Origin of the sequence: Luteimonas galliterrae, from assembly GCF_023374055.1 — a bacterium.
GTDB lineage: Bacteria > Pseudomonadota > Gammaproteobacteria > Xanthomonadales > Xanthomonadaceae > Luteimonas_C > Luteimonas_C galliterrae.
The window spans coordinates 284,954-301,873 of record NZ_JAMBEP010000001.1 but is presented as its reverse complement, the minus strand read 5'-3'; the positions used below and the strand labels follow the sequence as shown (position 1 = coordinate 301,873).

Annotated in this window: 17 protein-coding genes; 6 read left to right on the top strand and 11 right to left on the bottom strand. The window is 65.7% G+C overall.

What is annotated here, in order from left to right:
* Nucleotides 1-13: 13 nt before the first annotated feature.
* From M2650_RS01365 to rimO, 4 genes are all read right to left on the bottom strand, one after another.
* A complete protein-coding gene (locus tag M2650_RS01365) occupies nt 14-784 on the bottom strand; it encodes a molybdopterin-dependent oxidoreductase (RefSeq protein ID WP_249470250.1) in 771 nt (256 codons plus the stop codon).
* Nucleotides 777-1,652 (bottom strand): cytochrome b/b6 domain-containing protein, encoded by an 876-nt coding sequence (locus tag M2650_RS01360; RefSeq protein ID WP_249470248.1) that lies wholly within the window; start codon nt 1,650-1,652, stop codon nt 777-779. The genes M2650_RS01365 and M2650_RS01360 overlap by 8 nt, the downstream gene beginning before the upstream one ends.
* Before the next feature lie 274 nt (nt 1,653-1,926).
* On the bottom strand, nt 1,927-2,607 hold the full coding sequence (locus M2650_RS01355; protein ID WP_249470246.1) for a hypothetical protein: 681 nt from the start codon (nt 2,605-2,607) through the stop codon (nt 1,927-1,929).
* 23 nt (nt 2,608-2,630) lie between these two features.
* Complete coding sequence (rimO, locus tag M2650_RS01350; RefSeq protein WP_249470244.1) at nt 2,631-3,953, bottom strand: 30S ribosomal protein S12 methylthiotransferase RimO; 1,323 nt, start codon at nt 3,951-3,953, stop codon at nt 2,631-2,633.
* 118 nt (nt 3,954-4,071) lie between these two features.
* Here rimO and M2650_RS01345 point away from each other — a divergent pair, with 118 nt between their 5' ends.
* From M2650_RS01345 to M2650_RS01335, 3 genes are all read left to right on the top strand, one after another.
* Complete coding sequence (locus M2650_RS01345) at nt 4,072-4,737, top strand: dienelactone hydrolase family protein (RefSeq protein WP_249470242.1); 666 nt, start codon at nt 4,072-4,074, stop codon at nt 4,735-4,737.
* Nucleotides 4,734-5,159: an HIT domain-containing protein gene (locus tag M2650_RS01340; protein WP_249470240.1), complete on the top strand. Its 426-nt coding sequence runs from the start codon at nt 4,734-4,736 to the stop codon at nt 5,157-5,159. Before M2650_RS01345 ends, M2650_RS01340 begins: the two co-directional genes overlap by 4 nt.
* Nucleotides 5,160-5,274: 115 nt before the next feature.
* Nucleotides 5,275-5,562, top strand: a complete 288-nt coding sequence (locus M2650_RS01335; protein WP_249470238.1) for a hypothetical protein — start codon at nt 5,275-5,277, stop codon at nt 5,560-5,562.
* 139 nt (nt 5,563-5,701) lie between these two features.
* Here the strand turns inward: M2650_RS01335 and dcd are convergent, their stop codons facing one another.
* Together dcd and apbC are read right to left on the bottom strand one after the other, a co-directional pair.
* The gene (dcd, locus tag M2650_RS01330; RefSeq protein ID WP_249470235.1) at nt 5,702-6,271 is read right to left on the bottom strand and encodes a dCTP deaminase; all 570 of its coding nucleotides are present in this window, start codon (nt 6,269-6,271) and stop codon (nt 5,702-5,704) included.
* 167 nt (nt 6,272-6,438) lie between these two features.
* Nucleotides 6,439-7,299, bottom strand: coding sequence for an iron-sulfur cluster carrier protein ApbC (gene apbC / locus M2650_RS01325; protein ID WP_249470233.1), 861 nt, complete (start codon nt 7,297-7,299; stop codon nt 6,439-6,441).
* Between the two features lie 220 nt (nt 7,300-7,519).
* Between apbC and M2650_RS01320 the strand changes: the two genes are divergently transcribed.
* From M2650_RS01320 to rnfB, 3 genes are all read left to right on the top strand, one after another.
* Nucleotides 7,520-7,948: a DUF2147 domain-containing protein gene (locus tag M2650_RS01320; protein WP_249470230.1), complete on the top strand. Its 429-nt coding sequence runs from the start codon at nt 7,520-7,522 to the stop codon at nt 7,946-7,948.
* A gap of 172 nt (nt 7,949-8,120) precedes the next feature.
* Nucleotides 8,121-10,211, top strand: a complete 2,091-nt coding sequence (gene metG / locus M2650_RS01315) for a methionine--tRNA ligase (RefSeq protein ID WP_249470228.1) — start codon at nt 8,121-8,123, stop codon at nt 10,209-10,211.
* A 206-nt stretch (nt 10,212-10,417) separates the two neighbouring features.
* On the top strand, nt 10,418-10,825 hold the full coding sequence (gene rnfB, locus M2650_RS01310; protein ID WP_249470226.1) for an Rnf electron transport complex subunit RnfB: 408 nt from the start codon (nt 10,418-10,420) through the stop codon (nt 10,823-10,825).
* Nucleotides 10,826-10,945: 120 nt separating this feature from the next.
* On the opposite strand, the gene M2650_RS01305 is transcribed toward rnfB, so the two are convergent.
* The 5 genes from M2650_RS01305 to tsaE all read right to left on the bottom strand — a co-directional run bounded on the left by M2650_RS01305 (nt 10,946) and on the right by tsaE (nt 16,911).
* On the bottom strand, nt 10,946-11,872 hold the full coding sequence (locus tag M2650_RS01305; RefSeq protein WP_249470223.1) for a TraB/GumN family protein: 927 nt from the start codon (nt 11,870-11,872) through the stop codon (nt 10,946-10,948).
* A gap of 14 nt (nt 11,873-11,886) precedes the next feature.
* On the bottom strand, nt 11,887-12,867 hold the full coding sequence (locus M2650_RS01300; protein ID WP_249470220.1) for a DUF1684 domain-containing protein: 981 nt from the start codon (nt 12,865-12,867) through the stop codon (nt 11,887-11,889).
* Nucleotide 12,868: 1 nt separating this feature from the next.
* A complete protein-coding gene (gene mutL, locus M2650_RS01295) occupies nt 12,869-14,659 on the bottom strand; it encodes a DNA mismatch repair endonuclease MutL (RefSeq protein WP_249474130.1) in 1,791 nt (596 codons plus the stop codon).
* A gap of 189 nt (nt 14,660-14,848) precedes the next feature.
* Nucleotides 14,849-16,363, bottom strand: coding sequence for an N-acetylmuramoyl-L-alanine amidase (locus M2650_RS01290; protein WP_425602492.1), 1,515 nt, complete (start codon nt 16,361-16,363; stop codon nt 14,849-14,851).
* Between the two features lie 65 nt (nt 16,364-16,428).
* Nucleotides 16,429-16,911 carry a tRNA (adenosine(37)-N6)-threonylcarbamoyltransferase complex ATPase subunit type 1 TsaE gene (gene tsaE, locus M2650_RS01285; RefSeq protein ID WP_249470215.1) on the bottom strand — a complete coding sequence of 161 codons (483 nt, stop codon included), beginning with the start codon at nt 16,909-16,911 and terminating at the stop codon, nt 16,429-16,431.
* Nucleotides 16,912-16,920 lie beyond the last annotated feature (9 nt).

Sequence of the window (16,920 nt, the reverse complement as noted above, 5' to 3'; positions counted from 1 at the left end):
ACGGCTTAAAAATCTAAATGCCGCCGTACCAGTCGTAGTCGCGATCCTCCCAGAAACCGCCCTTGCCGCCCTGCAGGTGCGCGTAGCTATCGACCACTTCGATCATGCGCAGGTATTTGGGCTGCTTGTAGCCGAGCTTGCGTTCGATCCGCATCCGCAGCGGCGCGCCGTTGGCGACCGGTACCGGCGCATCGTTCAGCGAATGCGCGACCAAGGTCTGCGGATGATAGGCGTCCAGCAAATCGATGCTTTCGTAGTAGCGGCTGCCGTCCTTGCCGTAATCGTCGAAGCAATGGAACACCACGTAGCGCGCGCCGGGCTTTACCCGAGCCATCTCCAACAAGGCGCCCAGCGGCACGCCGGCCCACTTGCCGATCACGCTCCAACCCTCGACGCAGTCGTGGCGCGTGATCTGGGTGCGCGACGGCATGGCCCGGATCGCCTCCAGCGAAAACTCCAGCGGCTTCTCCACCCTGCCGCGCAGCAGCAGCCGGTAGTCGCCGAATCCGCTCGCCTTCAGCGCCAGATATTCGGGCGTCTGCGGATCGGTGGAGCCGTTGGGGCGGAAGACCGGCGAGATCATCGACGCCGGAAATTCGCGCGCCAGCCTGTCGCCGGTGAGAAGGCGCTGCAGGCGCTGGTTCAACGGCTCCGCCAGCTCCAGCGCATCGATGAAGCCCGGCATGCGCGACAAGGCATCGCAACCGGAGAGCAGGCCGACGCCGGCGCCGGCGAGCGCGCCGCGCAGCAAGCGGCGCCGCGAAGGACGCATCGGCTCATTCATGGCCGTTCTCCTTGGTTTCCGACGGCGCCGGATAGCGCACCCTGAACCGGCCGGTGATCATCGAACGCATCTCGTTGATCGGCCCGGCATAGAACACCATCAGCACGTGCACCAACGCGAACAGCACGAACAGCGACATCGCGACGAAGTGGATCGTGCGCGCCGCCTGGCGGCCGCCGATCAAGTCGACCAAACCGCCGAGCAGCGTGTCCATCTGCGGCGACATCGACAGGCCGGTCAATATCGCCACCGGCGCGAGCACGAAAACCACGCCCAGATACGCCAATTTCTGCAGCGGGTTGTAGCGCGCGGCCTCGTCGCCGGCCGGATGACGGAAGCGCAGATGGTCGGCGATCGAGCGCGGGATCTCGCGCCAGTCGCGCCTTCGCATCGCCAGGTCGCGGCTCAGATGACGGCTGGCGAGCGACCAGGCCAGATAGCAGGCGCCATTGATCGCCCACAGCCAAGCGAAGAAGAAGTGCCAACGCCGCCCCAGCGCCAGATTGCGCGAACCGGGGATGGTGCTCCAGTCCGGAAAGCCTTTCGCCGAGAGTTTCCCTTGCTGGTTCTCCGACACGCCCAGCACACCGGTGGTTTCGATCCGGACTGCGCCTATTCGGGTGACGCCGTAGAGTTCTCCGCTGCCGCCGCGCTGCATGGCCTGGGTCGCGAACAAGGGCGTGGCGAAGTGCGAATCCTCGCCCCAGTACAACGCCGGATGGGCGTTGAAGATCTGCAATCCGCTGCCGACCAAAGCGAGCATGCAGAACAGGTTGATCCAGTGCATCCAGCGCAATGGCCAGCGATGGCGCAGGATAGTGCGCCAGGCGCCCGCGGCGGACGATTGCGGCATTGGTTCGGACGACATCGCGGCGATTCTCCGGGGGTTCCAGCTTACTCTTACGGGGGCTGGCACTCTTTGGAGGCATGCAACGGCGGAAAAGTTGCGTGGGGGCTGCGATGCGGCGGTCGGCCGATGCGGGAAGCGATTCCAGAGGCTTCGACAACCGGGGCGTTCGGCCCCGCGCCGTTGACCTGCCATCCCGAGCGAAGCGAGGGATCTGCTATGTCGCTATGCACGGGAGAGCAGATCCCTCGCGTCGCTCCGGATAACAGGCGTTGGGGGCCGGACGGCCGGCAGCCTAATCCCGATCCTCGCCTTCCGCCGCGATTTGTTCGTCGATCAGCGTGTCCGGATCTGGGCTATTTTCCATCCAGATCGGGGACGACGTATGCACGCCGTGTTCGGGCTTGGCGTAAATCAAAGCCTCATCGCCCCGGCCGCTGGTATTGGGTTCGCCGCGCTGGACGATCTGCTTGCCATTGAGCAAGTTCCAGCTGAGGTCGATCGTCCCGTGGCTGTTGGTGCGGCTGTATCGCTGCACATCGATGCCGATCAGACGCATCTTGCCTTGCTTGGCGTCGTAGCGGTAACGGCGGGTGGATTGCGTGGCCGTGGTGCCGCCGGTCAGGTCTTCGAAGATCAGCACGCCCTCGCGAATCGAGAGCGAACCCGGTCCTTGGGGGAAAGGGTCCAGCATCGCCTCGCCGACCGGATCGTGGCCCATGTCGACCTCGGTGCGGTACGCCATCAATACCTTCAGCCCGCGTTCTTCGTCGATGGCTTCTTCGCCTCGCCAAACGAAGGCGGTGTCGATCTCGCCGTCGCCGTTCAGATCGCCGTCCACGCGGCTTTCCAGCGTGCCGCTACCGGGTATCTGGCCTTGGATTTCTTCTGCGGTCGCCAGCGGCACCGGCGCTTGCTGCGCGACGGCCGGCGTTGCCGCCAAGACCATCGCGATCGGAAAAACGAACCGCCCCATGACAAACCCCTGTAGTCGGAAAGTCAGGCAACCTCGCCGTACAAGTCGTGCTCGTCGCTGCCCATGATCTGCACAGACGCAAAATCGCCCGCTCTCAGGCCAGCCTCGCGGCCGTTCTGGATCTGCACCAGGCCGTCGATCTCGGGCGCATCGGCCTTGGAGCGCGCGATCGCCAGATCGCCGTCGATGGCATCGACCAGGCATTGCTGCACCGTGCCGACCTTGGCTTCGAGCTTGGCGGTGGAAATCTCGGCCTGCCGCTCCATGAAACGGGCCAGGCGCTCCTGCTTGACCTCTTCGGGAAGAGGATCGGGCAGATCGTTGGCCTTGGCGCCTTCGACCGGCGAATAGGCGAATGCGCCGACGCGATCCAGTTGCGCTTCGTCCAGGAAATCGAGCAGTTCTTCGAACTCTTCTTCGGTCTCGCCCGGGAATCCGACGATGAAGGTGCTGCGGATGGTGATTTCGGGACAGATCGCGCGCCAGCGCTGGATCCGCTCCAAGGTCTTGTCGACCGCGCCCGGACGCTTCATCAGCTTCAGCACGCGCGGGCTGGCGTGCTGGAACGGTATGTCGAGATACGGCAGCAGCTTGCCGTCGGCCATCAACGGAATGATGTCGTCGACGTGCGGATACGGATACACGTAATGCAGCCGCGTCCACGCGCCGAGTTCGGACAGGCCTTCGCACAGCGCCTTCATCCGGGTCTGGTAAGCCTTGCCGCGCCATTCGCGCTCGGCGTATTTAACATCCACGCCGTAAGCCGACGTGTCCTGCGAAATCACCAGCAATTCCTGCACGCCGCCGCGCACGAGCTTTTCGGCCTCGCGCAATACGTCGTCGACGGGGCGCGAGACCAAATCGCCGCGCATCGACGGGATGATGCAGAAGCTGCAGCGGTGGTTGCAGCCTTCGGAAATCTTCAGGTAGGCGTAGTGCTTCGGCGTCAGCTTGATGCCAGTATCGGGCACCAGATGCAGGAACGGGTCGTGCTTGGGCGGCAACGCTTTGTGCACGGCTTCCATCACCGTGCCGTAATCCTGCGGGCCGCTGATCGACAGCACGTCCGGATGCGCCTTGCGGATCTGTTCCGGGCGCTTGCCCAGGCAGCCGGTGACGATGACCTTGCCGTTCTCGGCCAGCGCTTCGCCGATCGCATCGAGCGACTCGGTCACGGCCGAATCGATGAAGCCGCAGGTGTTGACGACCACCACGTCGGCATCGTCGTACGTCTGGACGATGTCGTAACCCTCGACCCGCAACTGGGTGAGGATGCGCTCGGAATCGACCAGCGCCTTGGGGCAGCCGAGGCTGACGAAACCGACCTTGGGATTGGCTAATGACATGGCTATCCAGGGAATGCTGGGGATCCGCAAAATCGCCAGCAGGCCGGCCGAACTCCGCGTAACGCCGCGATTATACCTTCGAGGCTAGAATCGGCCCTCCGCCTGACGAACCGACGCCATGGGCCAGGACATCGCCTTCGAGACCGCGCACGGCACCGTCCACGGCTGGCGCGCGGATCCGCAAGGCGAGCCGCGCGGCGCGCTGGTGGTGGTCCAGGAGATTTTCGGCGTCAACGCGCACATGCGCAGCGTCGCAGACCGTTTGGCGGCAGCCGGTTACGTCGCCTTGGCGCCCGCCTTCTTCGATCCGGTCGAGGCCAGCGTCGAACTGGGCTACGACCAGGATGGCTTCGCCAAAGGCCGCGAATTGGTCAATGCGCTGGGCCTGGACCGTGCAGTCGACATCGCGGCCGCGGCGGCGGATTTGCTCAAGCGCGAAGGCCTCGCCGTCGGCGCGGTGGGCTATTGCTGGGGCGGGACGGTCGCCTATCTCGCCAACACCCGGCTCGGCCTGCCCGCGGTCAGCTATTACGGCGCGCGCACCGCGGCCTTGCTCGACGAGACGCTGCGCGCGCCGATGATGTTCCACTTCGGCGAGAAAGACGGCTCCATCACGGCCGAAGACGTCGCCAAACACCGCGAAAAGCAACCGCAAGCGGAAGTGTACGTCTACCCGGCCGGCCACGCCTTCAACCGCGACGTCGATACGCACGCCCATCACCCCGAGAGCGCGGCGCTGGCGCTCGAACGCACCCTCGCCTTCTTCGCCCGGAACCTGTCGTGAAAGAACGCTGGCACCTGCATCCGCAACTGGCGGACGACACACATCCGCTGGCCCAGTTCGCGCTCTGCGAACTGCGGCTGATGGACGACGCCAACTATCCCTGGCTGGTGCTGGTACCGCGCGTGGCCGATGCGGTCGAACTGATCGACCTGGACGCGGCGCAGCGCCATGCCCTCACCGATGAAATCGACCGCGCCAGCCGCGCGCTGCGCGAGTTGTTCCGTCCGCACAAGCTCAACGTGGCCGCGTTGGGCAATCTGGTGCCGCAGCTGCACGTGCATGTGATCGCACGGTACGAGCACGATCACGCCTGGCCGAAGCCGGTCTGGGGTATGGCCGCAGCGCTGCCCTATAGCGAAGAAGCGCTGATCCAGCGGATCGCGCAGTTGCAAGCCGCTTTGAATGCGGCGACGGCCGCTTAGGAGACGTAGAAGAAAACTTCCGCCGGCGGCCCTGTGCCGGCAGCCGCGCCGTGCTTCAGCTCCGCGCGCGCTGGCAACGGTTATCCTCGGCGTTCCCGTTATCCGAGGAAGACCCATGCGCCACCTGTTGCTAGCCGTCCTGCTCGCTGTTTCGCTTCCCGCATCCGCGGGCCTGTTCGACAAGTCGCCGGACAAGGCCGCCGAAGAAGCCACGCGCAGCGGCTTGTTGGCGGCGACGATCTGGGTCGACGCCAGCTGGGGGTTCCGCAACCAGGGCGCGGCCAATTCCTTGAGCAAGGCGCATCAGGCCTTCGCTACGCGCGGCTACAAGGTGGTCAGCGTGGAGCCGTACATCGAAAACGGCGATTTGCAGGGTTTCTTCGTCACTTACCAGAAGCCGTGACGTTGGTTCCCCTTCTCCCATCGGGAGAAGGTGGCGCGCAGCGCCGGATGAGGGTTCGGCGCGAGTACGGCGCTGCAACCACACATCGCACCCTCATCCGCCCTTCGGGCACCTTCTCCCGGAGGGAGAAGGAATGGCATCAGGTACGCGGCAGCGTAACGCCGGTCTGTCCCTGGTACTTCCCGCCACGGTCCTTGTACGAAGTCTCGCAGACTTCATCCGACTGGAAAAACAGCATCTGCGCCACGCCCTCGTTGGCGTAGATCCGCGCCGGCAGCGGCGTGGTATTGCTGAATTCCAGGGTGACGTGGCCCTCCCATTCCGGCTCCAGCGGCGTCACGTTGACGATGATGCCGCAGCGCGCGTACGTGCTCTTGCCCAGGCACACCACCAGCGTGTCGCGCGGGATGCGGAAATACTCGACCGTGCGCGCCAGCGCGAACGAGTTCGGCGGGATGATGCAGACGTCCGATTCGATGTCGACGAAACTGCCCGAATCGAAATGCTTGGGGTCGACGATGGTCGAGTTGATGTTGGTGAACACCTTGAATTCGCGCGAGCAGCGCACGTCGTAGCCGTAGCTGGAGGTGCCGTAGCTGACGATGCGGTGACCGTCGGCGGCATGCTTGACCTGGCCGGGCTCGAACGGCTCGATCATCTGCTGCTGTTCCACCATCCGCCGTATCCAGCGGTCGCTCTTGATGCTCATGCGGCGTTCCCGAAGGCCGTCCGGCCGTTAGCTGCACATTGTAGAGCGGAGCTTGCTCCGCTGCCCTTGATCTTCCCCTTCCCCTTCAAGGGGAAGGCCGGGATGGGGATGGGTTTGATCCACGACGAAACCATCCCCACCCAACTCTCCCTTTGAAGGCGAAGGCTTTAAAGCAGCGACGCGGAGATGCCCATCGTCGCCCGCGGCCTGGCCGCAAGCGCCTCGGCCAGGCGGCGCGCGGTCTGGCGGTAGGCCTGGGCAGCGGTCGATTCGGGGGCCGACACCACGATCGGCACACCCGCATCGCCCTGCTCGCGTATCGCGATCTCCAACGGCAGCGAGCCCAACAGCGGCACGCCGTATTGCGCGGCCATCTTCTCGCCGCCGCCGGAGCCGAAGATGTGCTCGGCATGGCCGCAGTTCGAACACACATGCACGGCCATGTTCTCGATCAGCCCCAGCACCGGCACCTGGACTTTCTCGAACATCTTCAGCGCCTTCTTGGCGTCCAGAGTGGCGATGTCCTGCGGCGTGGTCACGATCACCGCGCCGGCCACCGGAATCTTCTGCGACAGGGTCAGCTGGATGTCGCCGGTGCCCGGCGGCAGATCGACGATCAGGTAGTCCAGGTCGCCCCACAGCGTCTCGCCGAACAGCTGGGACAGGGCCGACGTGGCCATCGGACCGCGCCAGATCATCGGCGTGTCCTGGTCGACCAGGACGCCGATCGACATGGCCTCGATGCCGTGCGCACGCATCGGTTCGATCGACTTGCCGTCGGGACTGTCGGGCCGGCCGGACAGGCCGAGCATGGCCGGCACGCTCGGACCGTAGATGTCGGCGTCGAGGATGCCGACCCGGGCGCCTTCCAACTGCAGGGCCAGGGCCAGGTTCACGGCGGTGGTCGATTTGCCGACGCCGCCCTTGCCCGAGGCCACCGCTATCACGTTGCGAATCCGCGGCGACGGCGACACGTTGGGCTGCACCGCATGCGCATGGATGCGGGGCTTCTGAGGATTTTGCTGCATGTGCACAGTTTACGCCCTTTGCCGTTCTTCCCCCTTTGAAAAGGGGGATCGAGGGGGATTTGCTCTCGCTCCAATCCGCAATGCCGCGTAAATCCCCCTTGCCCCTCCTTTTGCAAAGGGGGGAACAGCGGCTTCCATACGCTGCCGAATCGGGTATAAATCCGGCATCCGGGCGGCGCTCTGCCTACCGGGCTTTTCAGGCATCCCTCGGAGGGGAACCATGCGTATCAAACTGCTCGCTTTGGTATTGGCGATGTTGCCGGTCGCGGCTTTCGCACAGAACACGCCCGTCGGCCGCTGGAAGACGATCGACGACGAGACCGGCAAGGTGAAATCGATCGTCGAGATCAGCCAGGCCAGCAACGGCACCTTGTCCGGCAAGGTTGTGGAGGTGTTGTCGTCCGATCGCGGCCCCAATCCCATCTGCGACAAGTGCTCCGGCGCCAACAAGGACAAGCCGGTCAAGGGCATGACCATCCTCTGGGGCCTGAAGAAGGACGGCGAAGGCTGGAGCGGCGGTACCGTGCTCGATCCGGCCAAGGGCAAGACCTACAAGTCCAAGCTGAAGATGATCGACGGCGGCGCCAAGCTCGGCATGTCCGGTTGCGTGGCCTTCATTTGCCGCGAGCAGGTGTGGGTGCGCGAATAAGCATTCGCTTTTCCTTCTCCCTTCGGGAGAAGGTGCCCGGAGGGCGGATGAGGGTGCGGTGTGTGGCTGCGATTCCGCACTCGCGCCGAACCCTCACCCCAACCCCTCTCCCGATGGGAGAGGGGCTTTAAAACGCGTGCGATAATCGCAGGCCGTCCCCACCGCGCACGCCATGCCCCGCAATATCGCTGTTTCCTGCGCCCTGCCCTATGCCAACGGGCAACTGCACCTAGGCCACCTGGTCGGCTATATCCAGGGCGATATCTGGACGCGCGCCCGGCGCATGGCCGGCGATACCGTGCGCTTCGTCTGCGCCGACGACACCCACGGCACGCCGATCATGCTGGCGGCGGAGAAGGCCGGCACCACGCCGGAAGCCTTCATCGCCGGCATCCAGGCCGACCACGAGCGCGATTTCGCCGCGTTCGGCGTGGCGTTCGACTACTACGGCTCGACCCACTCGGCCCACAACCGCGCGCTGACCGAAGGCATCTACGCCAAGCTCGACAACAACGGCCATATCGCGCACCGCTCGGTGGCGCAGTTCTACGATCCGGTCAAGGGCATGTTCCTGCCCGACCGCTACATCAAGGGCATCTGCCCGAACTGCGGCACGCCGGACCAGTACGGCGACAACTGCGAGAACTGCGGCGCGACCTATGCGCCGACCGACCTGAAGGATCCGCGCTCGGTGCTCAGCGGCATGACGCCGGAGTTGCGCGAGTCCGAGCATTTCTTCTTCGAAGTCGGGCAATTCGACGCCTTCCTGCGGCAATGGCTGGCCGGCGACGTGGCCGTGCCCGGCGTCAAGGCCAAGCTGCAGGAATGGCTGGACGGCGAAGGCGGCCTGCGCGCTTGGGACATTTCCCGCGACGCGCCCTACTTCGGCTTCGAGATTCCCGGCCACCCCGGCAAGTATTTCTACGTGTGGCTGGATGCGCCGATCGGCTATCTCGCCTCGCTGCAGGCGCTGAGCGAGCGCGAAGGCTTCAACTTCTTCGATTACCTCGCCCACGACAGCGAGACCGAGCTGCACCACTTCATCGGCAAGGACATCGTCAATTTCCACGGCCTGTTCTGGCCGGCGGTGCTGCACGGCGCGGGGATGCGGGCGCCGACGCGGTTGCATGTCAACGGCTATTTGACGATCAACGGCACTAAAATGTCGAAGGGGCGCGGCACCTTCATCATGGCCAGCACCTATCTCAACGTCGGACTGGCGCCCGAAGCCTTGCGCTACTACCTAGCGGCAAAAAGCAATGGCCAGGTCGAAGATGTTGACTTGAGCCTTTCCGACTTCGTCGCGCGCGTCAACGCCGACCTGGTCGGCAAGTTCGTCAACCTCGCCAGCCGCTGCGCCGGCTTCATCGACAAGCGTTTCGACGGACGCCTGGCCGCCGCGCTGCCGGACGCCGGCATGTACGCGCGCTTCGTCGCCGCGCTGGCGCCGATCCGCGACGCGTACGAGCGCAACGACCCGGCCAGCGTGCTGCGCCAGGCGATGGCGCTGGCCGACGAGGCCAACCGCTACATCGACGAGCGCAAGCCCTGGGTGATCGCCAAGCAGGACGGCGCCGACGCCGAGCTGCAAGCGGTATGCACGCAGGGCCTGAATCTGTTCCGCGTGCTCGCCGCGGCGCTCAAGCCGGTGCTGCCCGATACGGTGGGACAGGTTGAAGTGTTCCTCGATGCGCCCATCGATGTCTGGAGCGATCTGGACGAACCCCTGTTGGACCGGAAGATCAAGACCTATACGCCGCTGTTCATCCGTATCGACCCCAAGCAGATCGACGCCATGATCGAAGCCAGCAAGGACACGCTCGCGCCTGCGCCCGCCGTTCCGGTAAAGGATGCCGGCGGCTCCAAGAAGAAGCTCGCGGCTGAAGCCGCTCCTACAACCGCCCCGGCTCCGGCGGACGTTGCTGCGACGGAGACGATCGGCATCGACGATTTCGCCAAGCTCGACCTGCGCATCGGCCAAGTGCTGGTTTGCGAATTCGTCGAAGGTTCGGACAAGCTGTTGCGCTTCGAACTGGACGCGGGCGAACTCGGCAAGCGCCAGATCTTTTCCGGCATCCGCGGCAGTTACGGCGAGCCCGAGAAGCTGGTCGGCCGCAAAGTGGTGTTCATCGCCAACCTGGCACCGCGCAAGATGCGCTTCGGCGTGAGCGAAGGCATGATCCTGTCGGCCGGTTTCGACGGGGGCGGGCTGTCGCTGCTGGATGCCGACGACGGCGCGTTGCCGGGTATGCCGGTGAAGTGACGCTGTTGTTCGGGCCGTCATTCCCGCGAAGGCGGGAATCCAGTGACTTGGCTTGAGCCCTCTCCCGCTTGCGGGAGAGGGTTGGGTGAGGGCGCGCGGCATGGCAGATGGCTTTCGATGCGATCTGGGGAGGCCTTTTAAGTCACTGGATTCCCGCCTTCGCGGGAATGACGGCTTTTTAAAGCGAAAAGCCGCATCATCCGCACATGCGCACCGACCTGATCGAACGCCTCGACCGCTTGCTGCCGCAAACCCAATGCGGCCAATGCGGCTACGACGGCTGCCGGCCTTACGCCGAGGCGATGTCGCGCGGCGAAGCGGACATCGACCGCTGCCCGCCCGGCGGCGATGCCGGCGCCAGAGCGTTGGCGAAACTGCTGGAAGTGCCGCCGAAGCCTTACGACCGCAGCCGCGGCGCGCATAAGGCCGCGCAAGTCGCACTGATCGTCGAAGCCGACTGCATCGGCTGCACCAAATGCATCCAGGCCTGCCCGGTCGACGCCATCGCCGGCGCGTCCAAGCGTATGCATGCGGTCATCGAGCCGCTGTGCACCGGCTGCGAACTTTGCGTGCCGGTTTGTCCAGTGGATTGCATCGTGATGGTGGCCGCCTAGCCGTTTCGCTCTTCGCCCGCTTTTCGTAGGACCGGCTTTAGCCGCGAGCTCTTTCTCGCACGCTCGTACGAACTTGGGGAAAGAGCTCGCGGCTAAAGCCGCTCCTACGAAAAAAGTGGATTATTTGCAGGCGGAGCAGATGCGCTCGACGGTGTAGCCCTTGGCGCGCAGCTTGTCGACCACGCCATCGCTGCCGAGCAGGTGCATCGCGCCGACCACGACCAGCGTATTGTCCTGGCCCGGCTCGGCCAGCCGCTGTTCGATCTTAGGCACCCAGGCATCGTTGCGCTGGACGTTGACCAGCCGATAAGACTCCGGCGATTTCTGCTTCATTTCCAGGCGCATCCTGCCGTCCAGGTTCTTGATGTCGCCGCGCTTCCACCAGTCGTGCATTTCGACCAGGTCGCTCAGCGTCTCCTGCGGCTTGGCCAGCAGTTCGTCCAGGCCCGAGACCTGCTCGTTCATCGGCATCGAATCGAGCGCGTTGATCTGGTCGTCGACGGTTTCCAGGCCGGCCACCGTCTTCTGCGCTTCTGCGGCGCGCTTCATCAGCGTCGCGTCCAAGCCCTGGTCCTGGCGGAAGCCCATCGCCTGAGTCATGCCCAAAACCAACGACAAAGTCACCGCCCACGGTTCGACGCCGTCCATCTGCTCGACCGAGCCGCCGCCAACCGCCAGCATTTTCTGCAGTCGGTCGCGCGCGGCCTTGGGCAGCACCTGGCTCAGCGTGCGGCCGTCGGCATAGCCGGCGGCCTGCTTGAATTTCTCCGCGGTGTCCGGCGCGGTCAGCGCCGACGGCTCCACTTCGAAGACGATCGTGTGCGCGTCGTCGAAGGCCGCATCGATGTCCTTCGACAAGGGATAGTCGTCCGCCTTGAGCAGGTGGAACGATCCGAGCAGATAGACGGCGTTGTCCGCATCGGAAACCTTCCACAGCAACGGGATCTGCTCTGTCGCGCCCTGCGTTTTCGCATCGCTGTCGGCATACGCCAGGCCTATGCATGCGGCAGCGGCGCAGGACAGCGCGATGGGTTTGAGAAAACGCATGCGAATCCTTCGGTTCAATGGGCGGCTTTGGGGTAAGCCTTCTCGCCGGCCAGGATCGCCAGATCCAGCCGGTTTTCCTGCGGCGGCAGCGGACAGGTGGCGAAAGGCGTGAACGCGCACGGCGGATTGTAGCTTCGGTTGAAATCGAGCACGACGCGGCCCTGCGCGTCCGGTCTGGGCGCATACAGGAAACGCCCCGCGCTGTAGCTGCCGTGCCCGTTGCTGCGGTCGCCGAAGACCAGGAACAGTTCTTCCTCGCCTTCGTCGAGCGCCTCGAGCCGATAGGTGCGGCCGTCGCGCTGGAACTCGATCGCGCCCGGATTGGGCACGTCGTTCAAGGTGCCGATGATGTCGGCGATCTGGATCGTCTTGCCGGCCGGATGCGGCACGAACTTGCCTTCGATCTTCCACGACGGGTCGGCCTGCCAGTACTCCAGGCCGGTGAAGCCGGTACGCGTCGGCGCGTCGGCATGCTTGACCCGCAGCGCATAGCGCCCGCCGCGCTTGATCACGGTGGCCAGGCCCTTGCCTTCGTCGAAGCCGATGCGGCTCGGCCCCGATTCGCTCTCGTCGGCATCGGTGACCAGGGTGACGGCGCCCTTCAATGGCTGCTCGTCCAGCGTCAGCTGCGCGTCGCGCTCGGGGACTAGGCGCACGCTGCCGTTCTTGCGCAGGTCGATCATGCCGAAGTGCGCCGGGCCCATCGCCAGGCGGATGCCGTTGTCGGCGGCGCTGCCGAAATAGTGCGGGCCCGGTTCGACCCAATGCAGTCCGATCAGGCTGGTCCAGCCGTCGGGCTTGAGCAGGTTTTCGCGGCGCTGGTCGCGCCAGGCCTGCTGCGCCTGGGTGAATGCCGCATCGGCCGCGACCGGCACCGTCGCCGCTGCGGAAGCCGGCGCCGCCGCGCTGCCGGCGCCCGCCCCCTCGCGCTGGCAGGCCTGCAGAGCCAGGACCGAGAACGACAGCGCGATGCAGCGGATAGCGGTTTTGTTCATCTCAACGTCCTCGCAGGAACCAGCGATCGATCTCGGCCAGCGAGAAACGCGCCCAGGTAGGCCGGCCGTGGTTGCATTGGCCTGACCGTTCGGTGGCTTCCATCTCGCGCAGCAGAGCGTTCATTTCCGGGATGCTCAGGCGCCGGTGCGCCCGCACCGCCCCATGACAGGCCATGGTAGACAACAATTCGTCGCGCGCGGCGGCAATCCGTCTACTTTCGCCATGTTCGCGCAGGTCGGCCAGCACGTCGCGCAGCAGCGCTTCGGTATCGCCGTGGGCCAGCAGGGCCGGCACGCTGCGCAAGGTCAGCGCCTGCGGGCCGCTGCGGGTGACCTCGAAACCCAGTTCGGCCAGGGTCGCGGTTTCGCGCTCGGCGACGTCCGCTTCGCGTTCGGACACCGCCACCGATTGCGGCACCAGCAGCGGCTGCGTGCGCAGGCCGGCGCCGTCGTGCGCGGCTTTCAGTTTTTCGTAGCCGATGCGCTCGTGCGCGGCGTGCATGTCGACCACGATCAGGCCGTCGGCCGCCTCGCTGAGGATGAAGATGCCGTGCAACTGCGCGATCGCGTAGCCCAGCGGCGGGGTTTCGCCGTCGTTGGCCTGCGGCAAGGAAGGAAATTCCGCTACCGGCGCCGCCGGTTGGCCGTACAACTGCGCATAGCCGGCGCGCGCCTCGCCGATGCGCAGCGACAGCGGCGATTGCTGTTGCGGACCCGGCCAGGGTTGCTGGGCATAGCCGGCGTTCGCCGCCGCCGAAGCCGCCAATTGCGAAGGCAATGCCACGGGCGCTTCGCCGGCGCGCGTCTGCGCCAGCGCGTCGTGCAGCGTGCGGTAGACGAAATCGTGGATCAGGCGCGCATCGCGGAAACGCACCTCGTGCTTGGCCGGATGCACGTTCACGTCGACGCGGCGCGGATCCAGCTCCAGGAACAGCACGTACGCCGGCTGCCGGCCATGGAACAGTACGTCCGCATACGCTTGCTTCACCGCATGGGCGATGCTGCGGTCGCGCACCGGGCGGCCGTTGACGTAGAGATATTGCTGATCGGCGCTGGCGCGCGAATAGGTCGGTTGCGCGATCCAGCCGTGCAGCGACAGGCCGGCGGCGGCATGGTCGATGCGCAGCGTGCTTTTCGAGAATTCCTCGCCCAGCGTTTCGACGATGCGCTCGGCCGTGGCCATGCCGCCGTCGCCGCGGTAACGCCGCGAAGCCTTGCCGTTGTGCGAAAGCCGCAATTCCACGTCCGGCCGCGCCAGCGCCAGCGTGCGCAGCCATTCTTCGATGTGGCTGAACTCGGTGCGCTCGGCGCGCAGGAATTTGCGCCGCGCCGGCACGTTGTAGAACAGATCTCGCACTTCGACGGTGGTGCCCTGCGGATGCGATTTGGGGGAGACGCTGCCGAGCTTTCCGCCGTCGACCGGCAGCGATGCCCCATGCTCTTCGCCGGCGCGGCGCGAAGTCAGCGCGAAGCGGCTGACCGAAGCGATGGACGGCAGCGCCTCGCCGCGGAAACCGAGCGTGGCCACCGCTTCCAGATCGTCGAGCGAAGCGATCTTGCTGGTAGCGTGCCTGGCCACCGCCAGCGGCAGCTCGTCGGGCGCGATGCCGCTGCCGTCGTCGCGAATGCGGATCAACCGCACGCCGCCTTCTTCCAGGTCGATGTCGATGCGCGTGGCGCCGGCATCGAGCGCGTTTTCCACCAGCTCTTTCACCACGGATGCAGGACGTTCTACCACCTCGCCGGCGGCGATTTGGTTGACGAGGGTGTCGGGCAGCGGGCGGATCGTCACGGTGGGAGGCGTGTCCGTCGCCATGGGCGGCGACGTCGGCAAGGATCAGCGCTGATGATAACTGCCCTGCTCTCGTGGGAGCAGCTCTTGTGGGAGCGGCTTTAGCCGCGAGCTTTTGAGGCGGCAGCGAAAATTAAGAGCTCGCGGCTAAAGCCGCTCCCACAAGAGCCGCTCCATAACACGAGCCGGTCAGGGACTGCCGCCGCCGACTGCGCCGCCGCCCGACGAAGCCGCACGCGCGGCGTACAGCGTGCCGGGCGGCGGTTGCCGGGTGAAATATTGGTTGATGCCGTCCAGCACCGCGGCCGCCACCTTGCGCTGGTGGGCCGGATCAGTGAGCAGGCGTTCTTCCTGCGGATTGGAGATGTAGGCGGTCTCGACCAGCATCGCCGGCATGTCCGAAGTGCGCAGCACGGCGAAGTTGGCGCGCTCGACGCGCCGCGCGCTGCCGACCCGGCCGAGGCTGTCCAGCACGTGTCCGGCCGCGTCTTCCGACGCCTTCATGTGGCCGCTCTGGGTCAGGTCGAGCAGCACGTTGGCCAGCACGTTGCCTTTCTGCAGGCTGACGCCGCCGATCAGGTCGGACGCGTTTTCCTTGTCCGCCAGCCAGCGCGCGCGCTGCGACGATGCGCCTTTCAGCGACAGCACATACACCGATGCGCCGGCGGCGCTGCGATTTTCGGCGGCATCGGCGTGGATCGAAACGAAGATGTCGGCCTTCGCGCCGCGCGCCAGCTGCGCGCGCCGGTTCAAGGGAATGAAAACGTCGCTGTCGCGGGTCATGTAGGCCTTGAGCCCGGGCGTGGCATTGATCTGGCGCGCCAGTTCGCGGCCGATCGCCAGGGTCACGTCCTTCTCGCGCTTGCCGTTCATGCCGATCGCGCCCGGATCCTGGCCGCCGTGGCCTGGATCGATGGCCACGACCAGCGGCCGCATGCCGCGTCCGCGCATCACCTGCTGCAGGGTCTTGCCCGGCACTGGCTGGGTAGGCGCCGGCGACTCGGCATCGGCTTGCGCTGCGTTCGGCATCGTGGCCGGCACGCCGGTGGCGATGCGGGTCGGCACGCCGGTGGCCACGGTAGTGCCGGCAGAAGCCGCCGGTGGCGGATTCTGCGGCGCCGACGCCTGCGGCTGCGCAGCGGACATGTTGGCGATCAAGCGTGCCGTCGCGGCGGCGGAGGCCGCGGACGGATCGACTTCCGGTTCATTCGCTGCAGGCGGCGTCGCTGGTGCCTGCAAGGCCTTATCCAATTCCGATGACGCCGCTACGGCAGACGGTTCGTCCGCATTGTCCCCAGGCCATTCCAGCACCAGCCGGGTGCCGCTGCCGGAAGGCTCCAGCCGCGGTTTCAACGCGACGACCGGCGCGGCCAGGTCGAACACGATGCGGGTGATGCCCGGTTCCGGATGCCCGGTACGAATGGCCTTGACGATGCCGACGGCTGCCGGCGCGCGGAAACCGCGGGCCAGCTCGGCATCGGACAGGTCCAGCACCAGCCGGTCGGGGCCGGAAAGCGAGATCACCTTGTAGTCGACCTGGCCCGCCAGCCCGATCTCGGCGCGCGTGCCCGTGGCACCGGTATCCAGCTGTAAGTCTTTGATTTCGCTAGCGTGAGCCAAGTTCCAGCACAGCGCGGCGAGTAACGCCGCGCCGAGAAGGACTTGTTGCAAGGTGATTCCCCTGACTCGCATGGCCGGATTCAAGCACCAAGCGCCGCGGAATGCAATAGGTTTTTCCTTATTAATCCGACACCTGGCTTAACTTCCTGTCAGCTTGCGGCAAGTATGGCCCGCAACTCCGGTATACGCCCCAAGTCTTCCAGCCAGGCTTCACCGACCCCGGTCTGGGCCACCAAACGGGCGCCCCGCCCGGTCGATTCCAGGGCCAGATCGACGTGCAGATCGGCTTTGGGCAGGCCTGCGCCGCCACGTTCGGGCCATTCCACCAGCCACAAGGCCGCTTCGGTACCAGCCAGGCCCAGGAATTCCAGTTCGCCGGCGTCGGCGATGCGATAGAGGTCCAGGTGCAGCGCTTCGCCGCCGTCGACCAGCGGATAACGCTCGACCAAGGTGTAAGTGGGGCTACGGATCGCACCGGTCACGCCCAGCGCGCGCAGCATCGCGCGCGCCAGCGTTGATTTGCCCGCGCCCAGATCGCCATGCAAATAAACGACGGCGCTGGCCGGCCGCGTCGCGGACATCGCGCGGCCCAACTGTTCGGTCGCTGGTGTGTCGGCCAGGTAGAGTTTCATCCGCTGCGG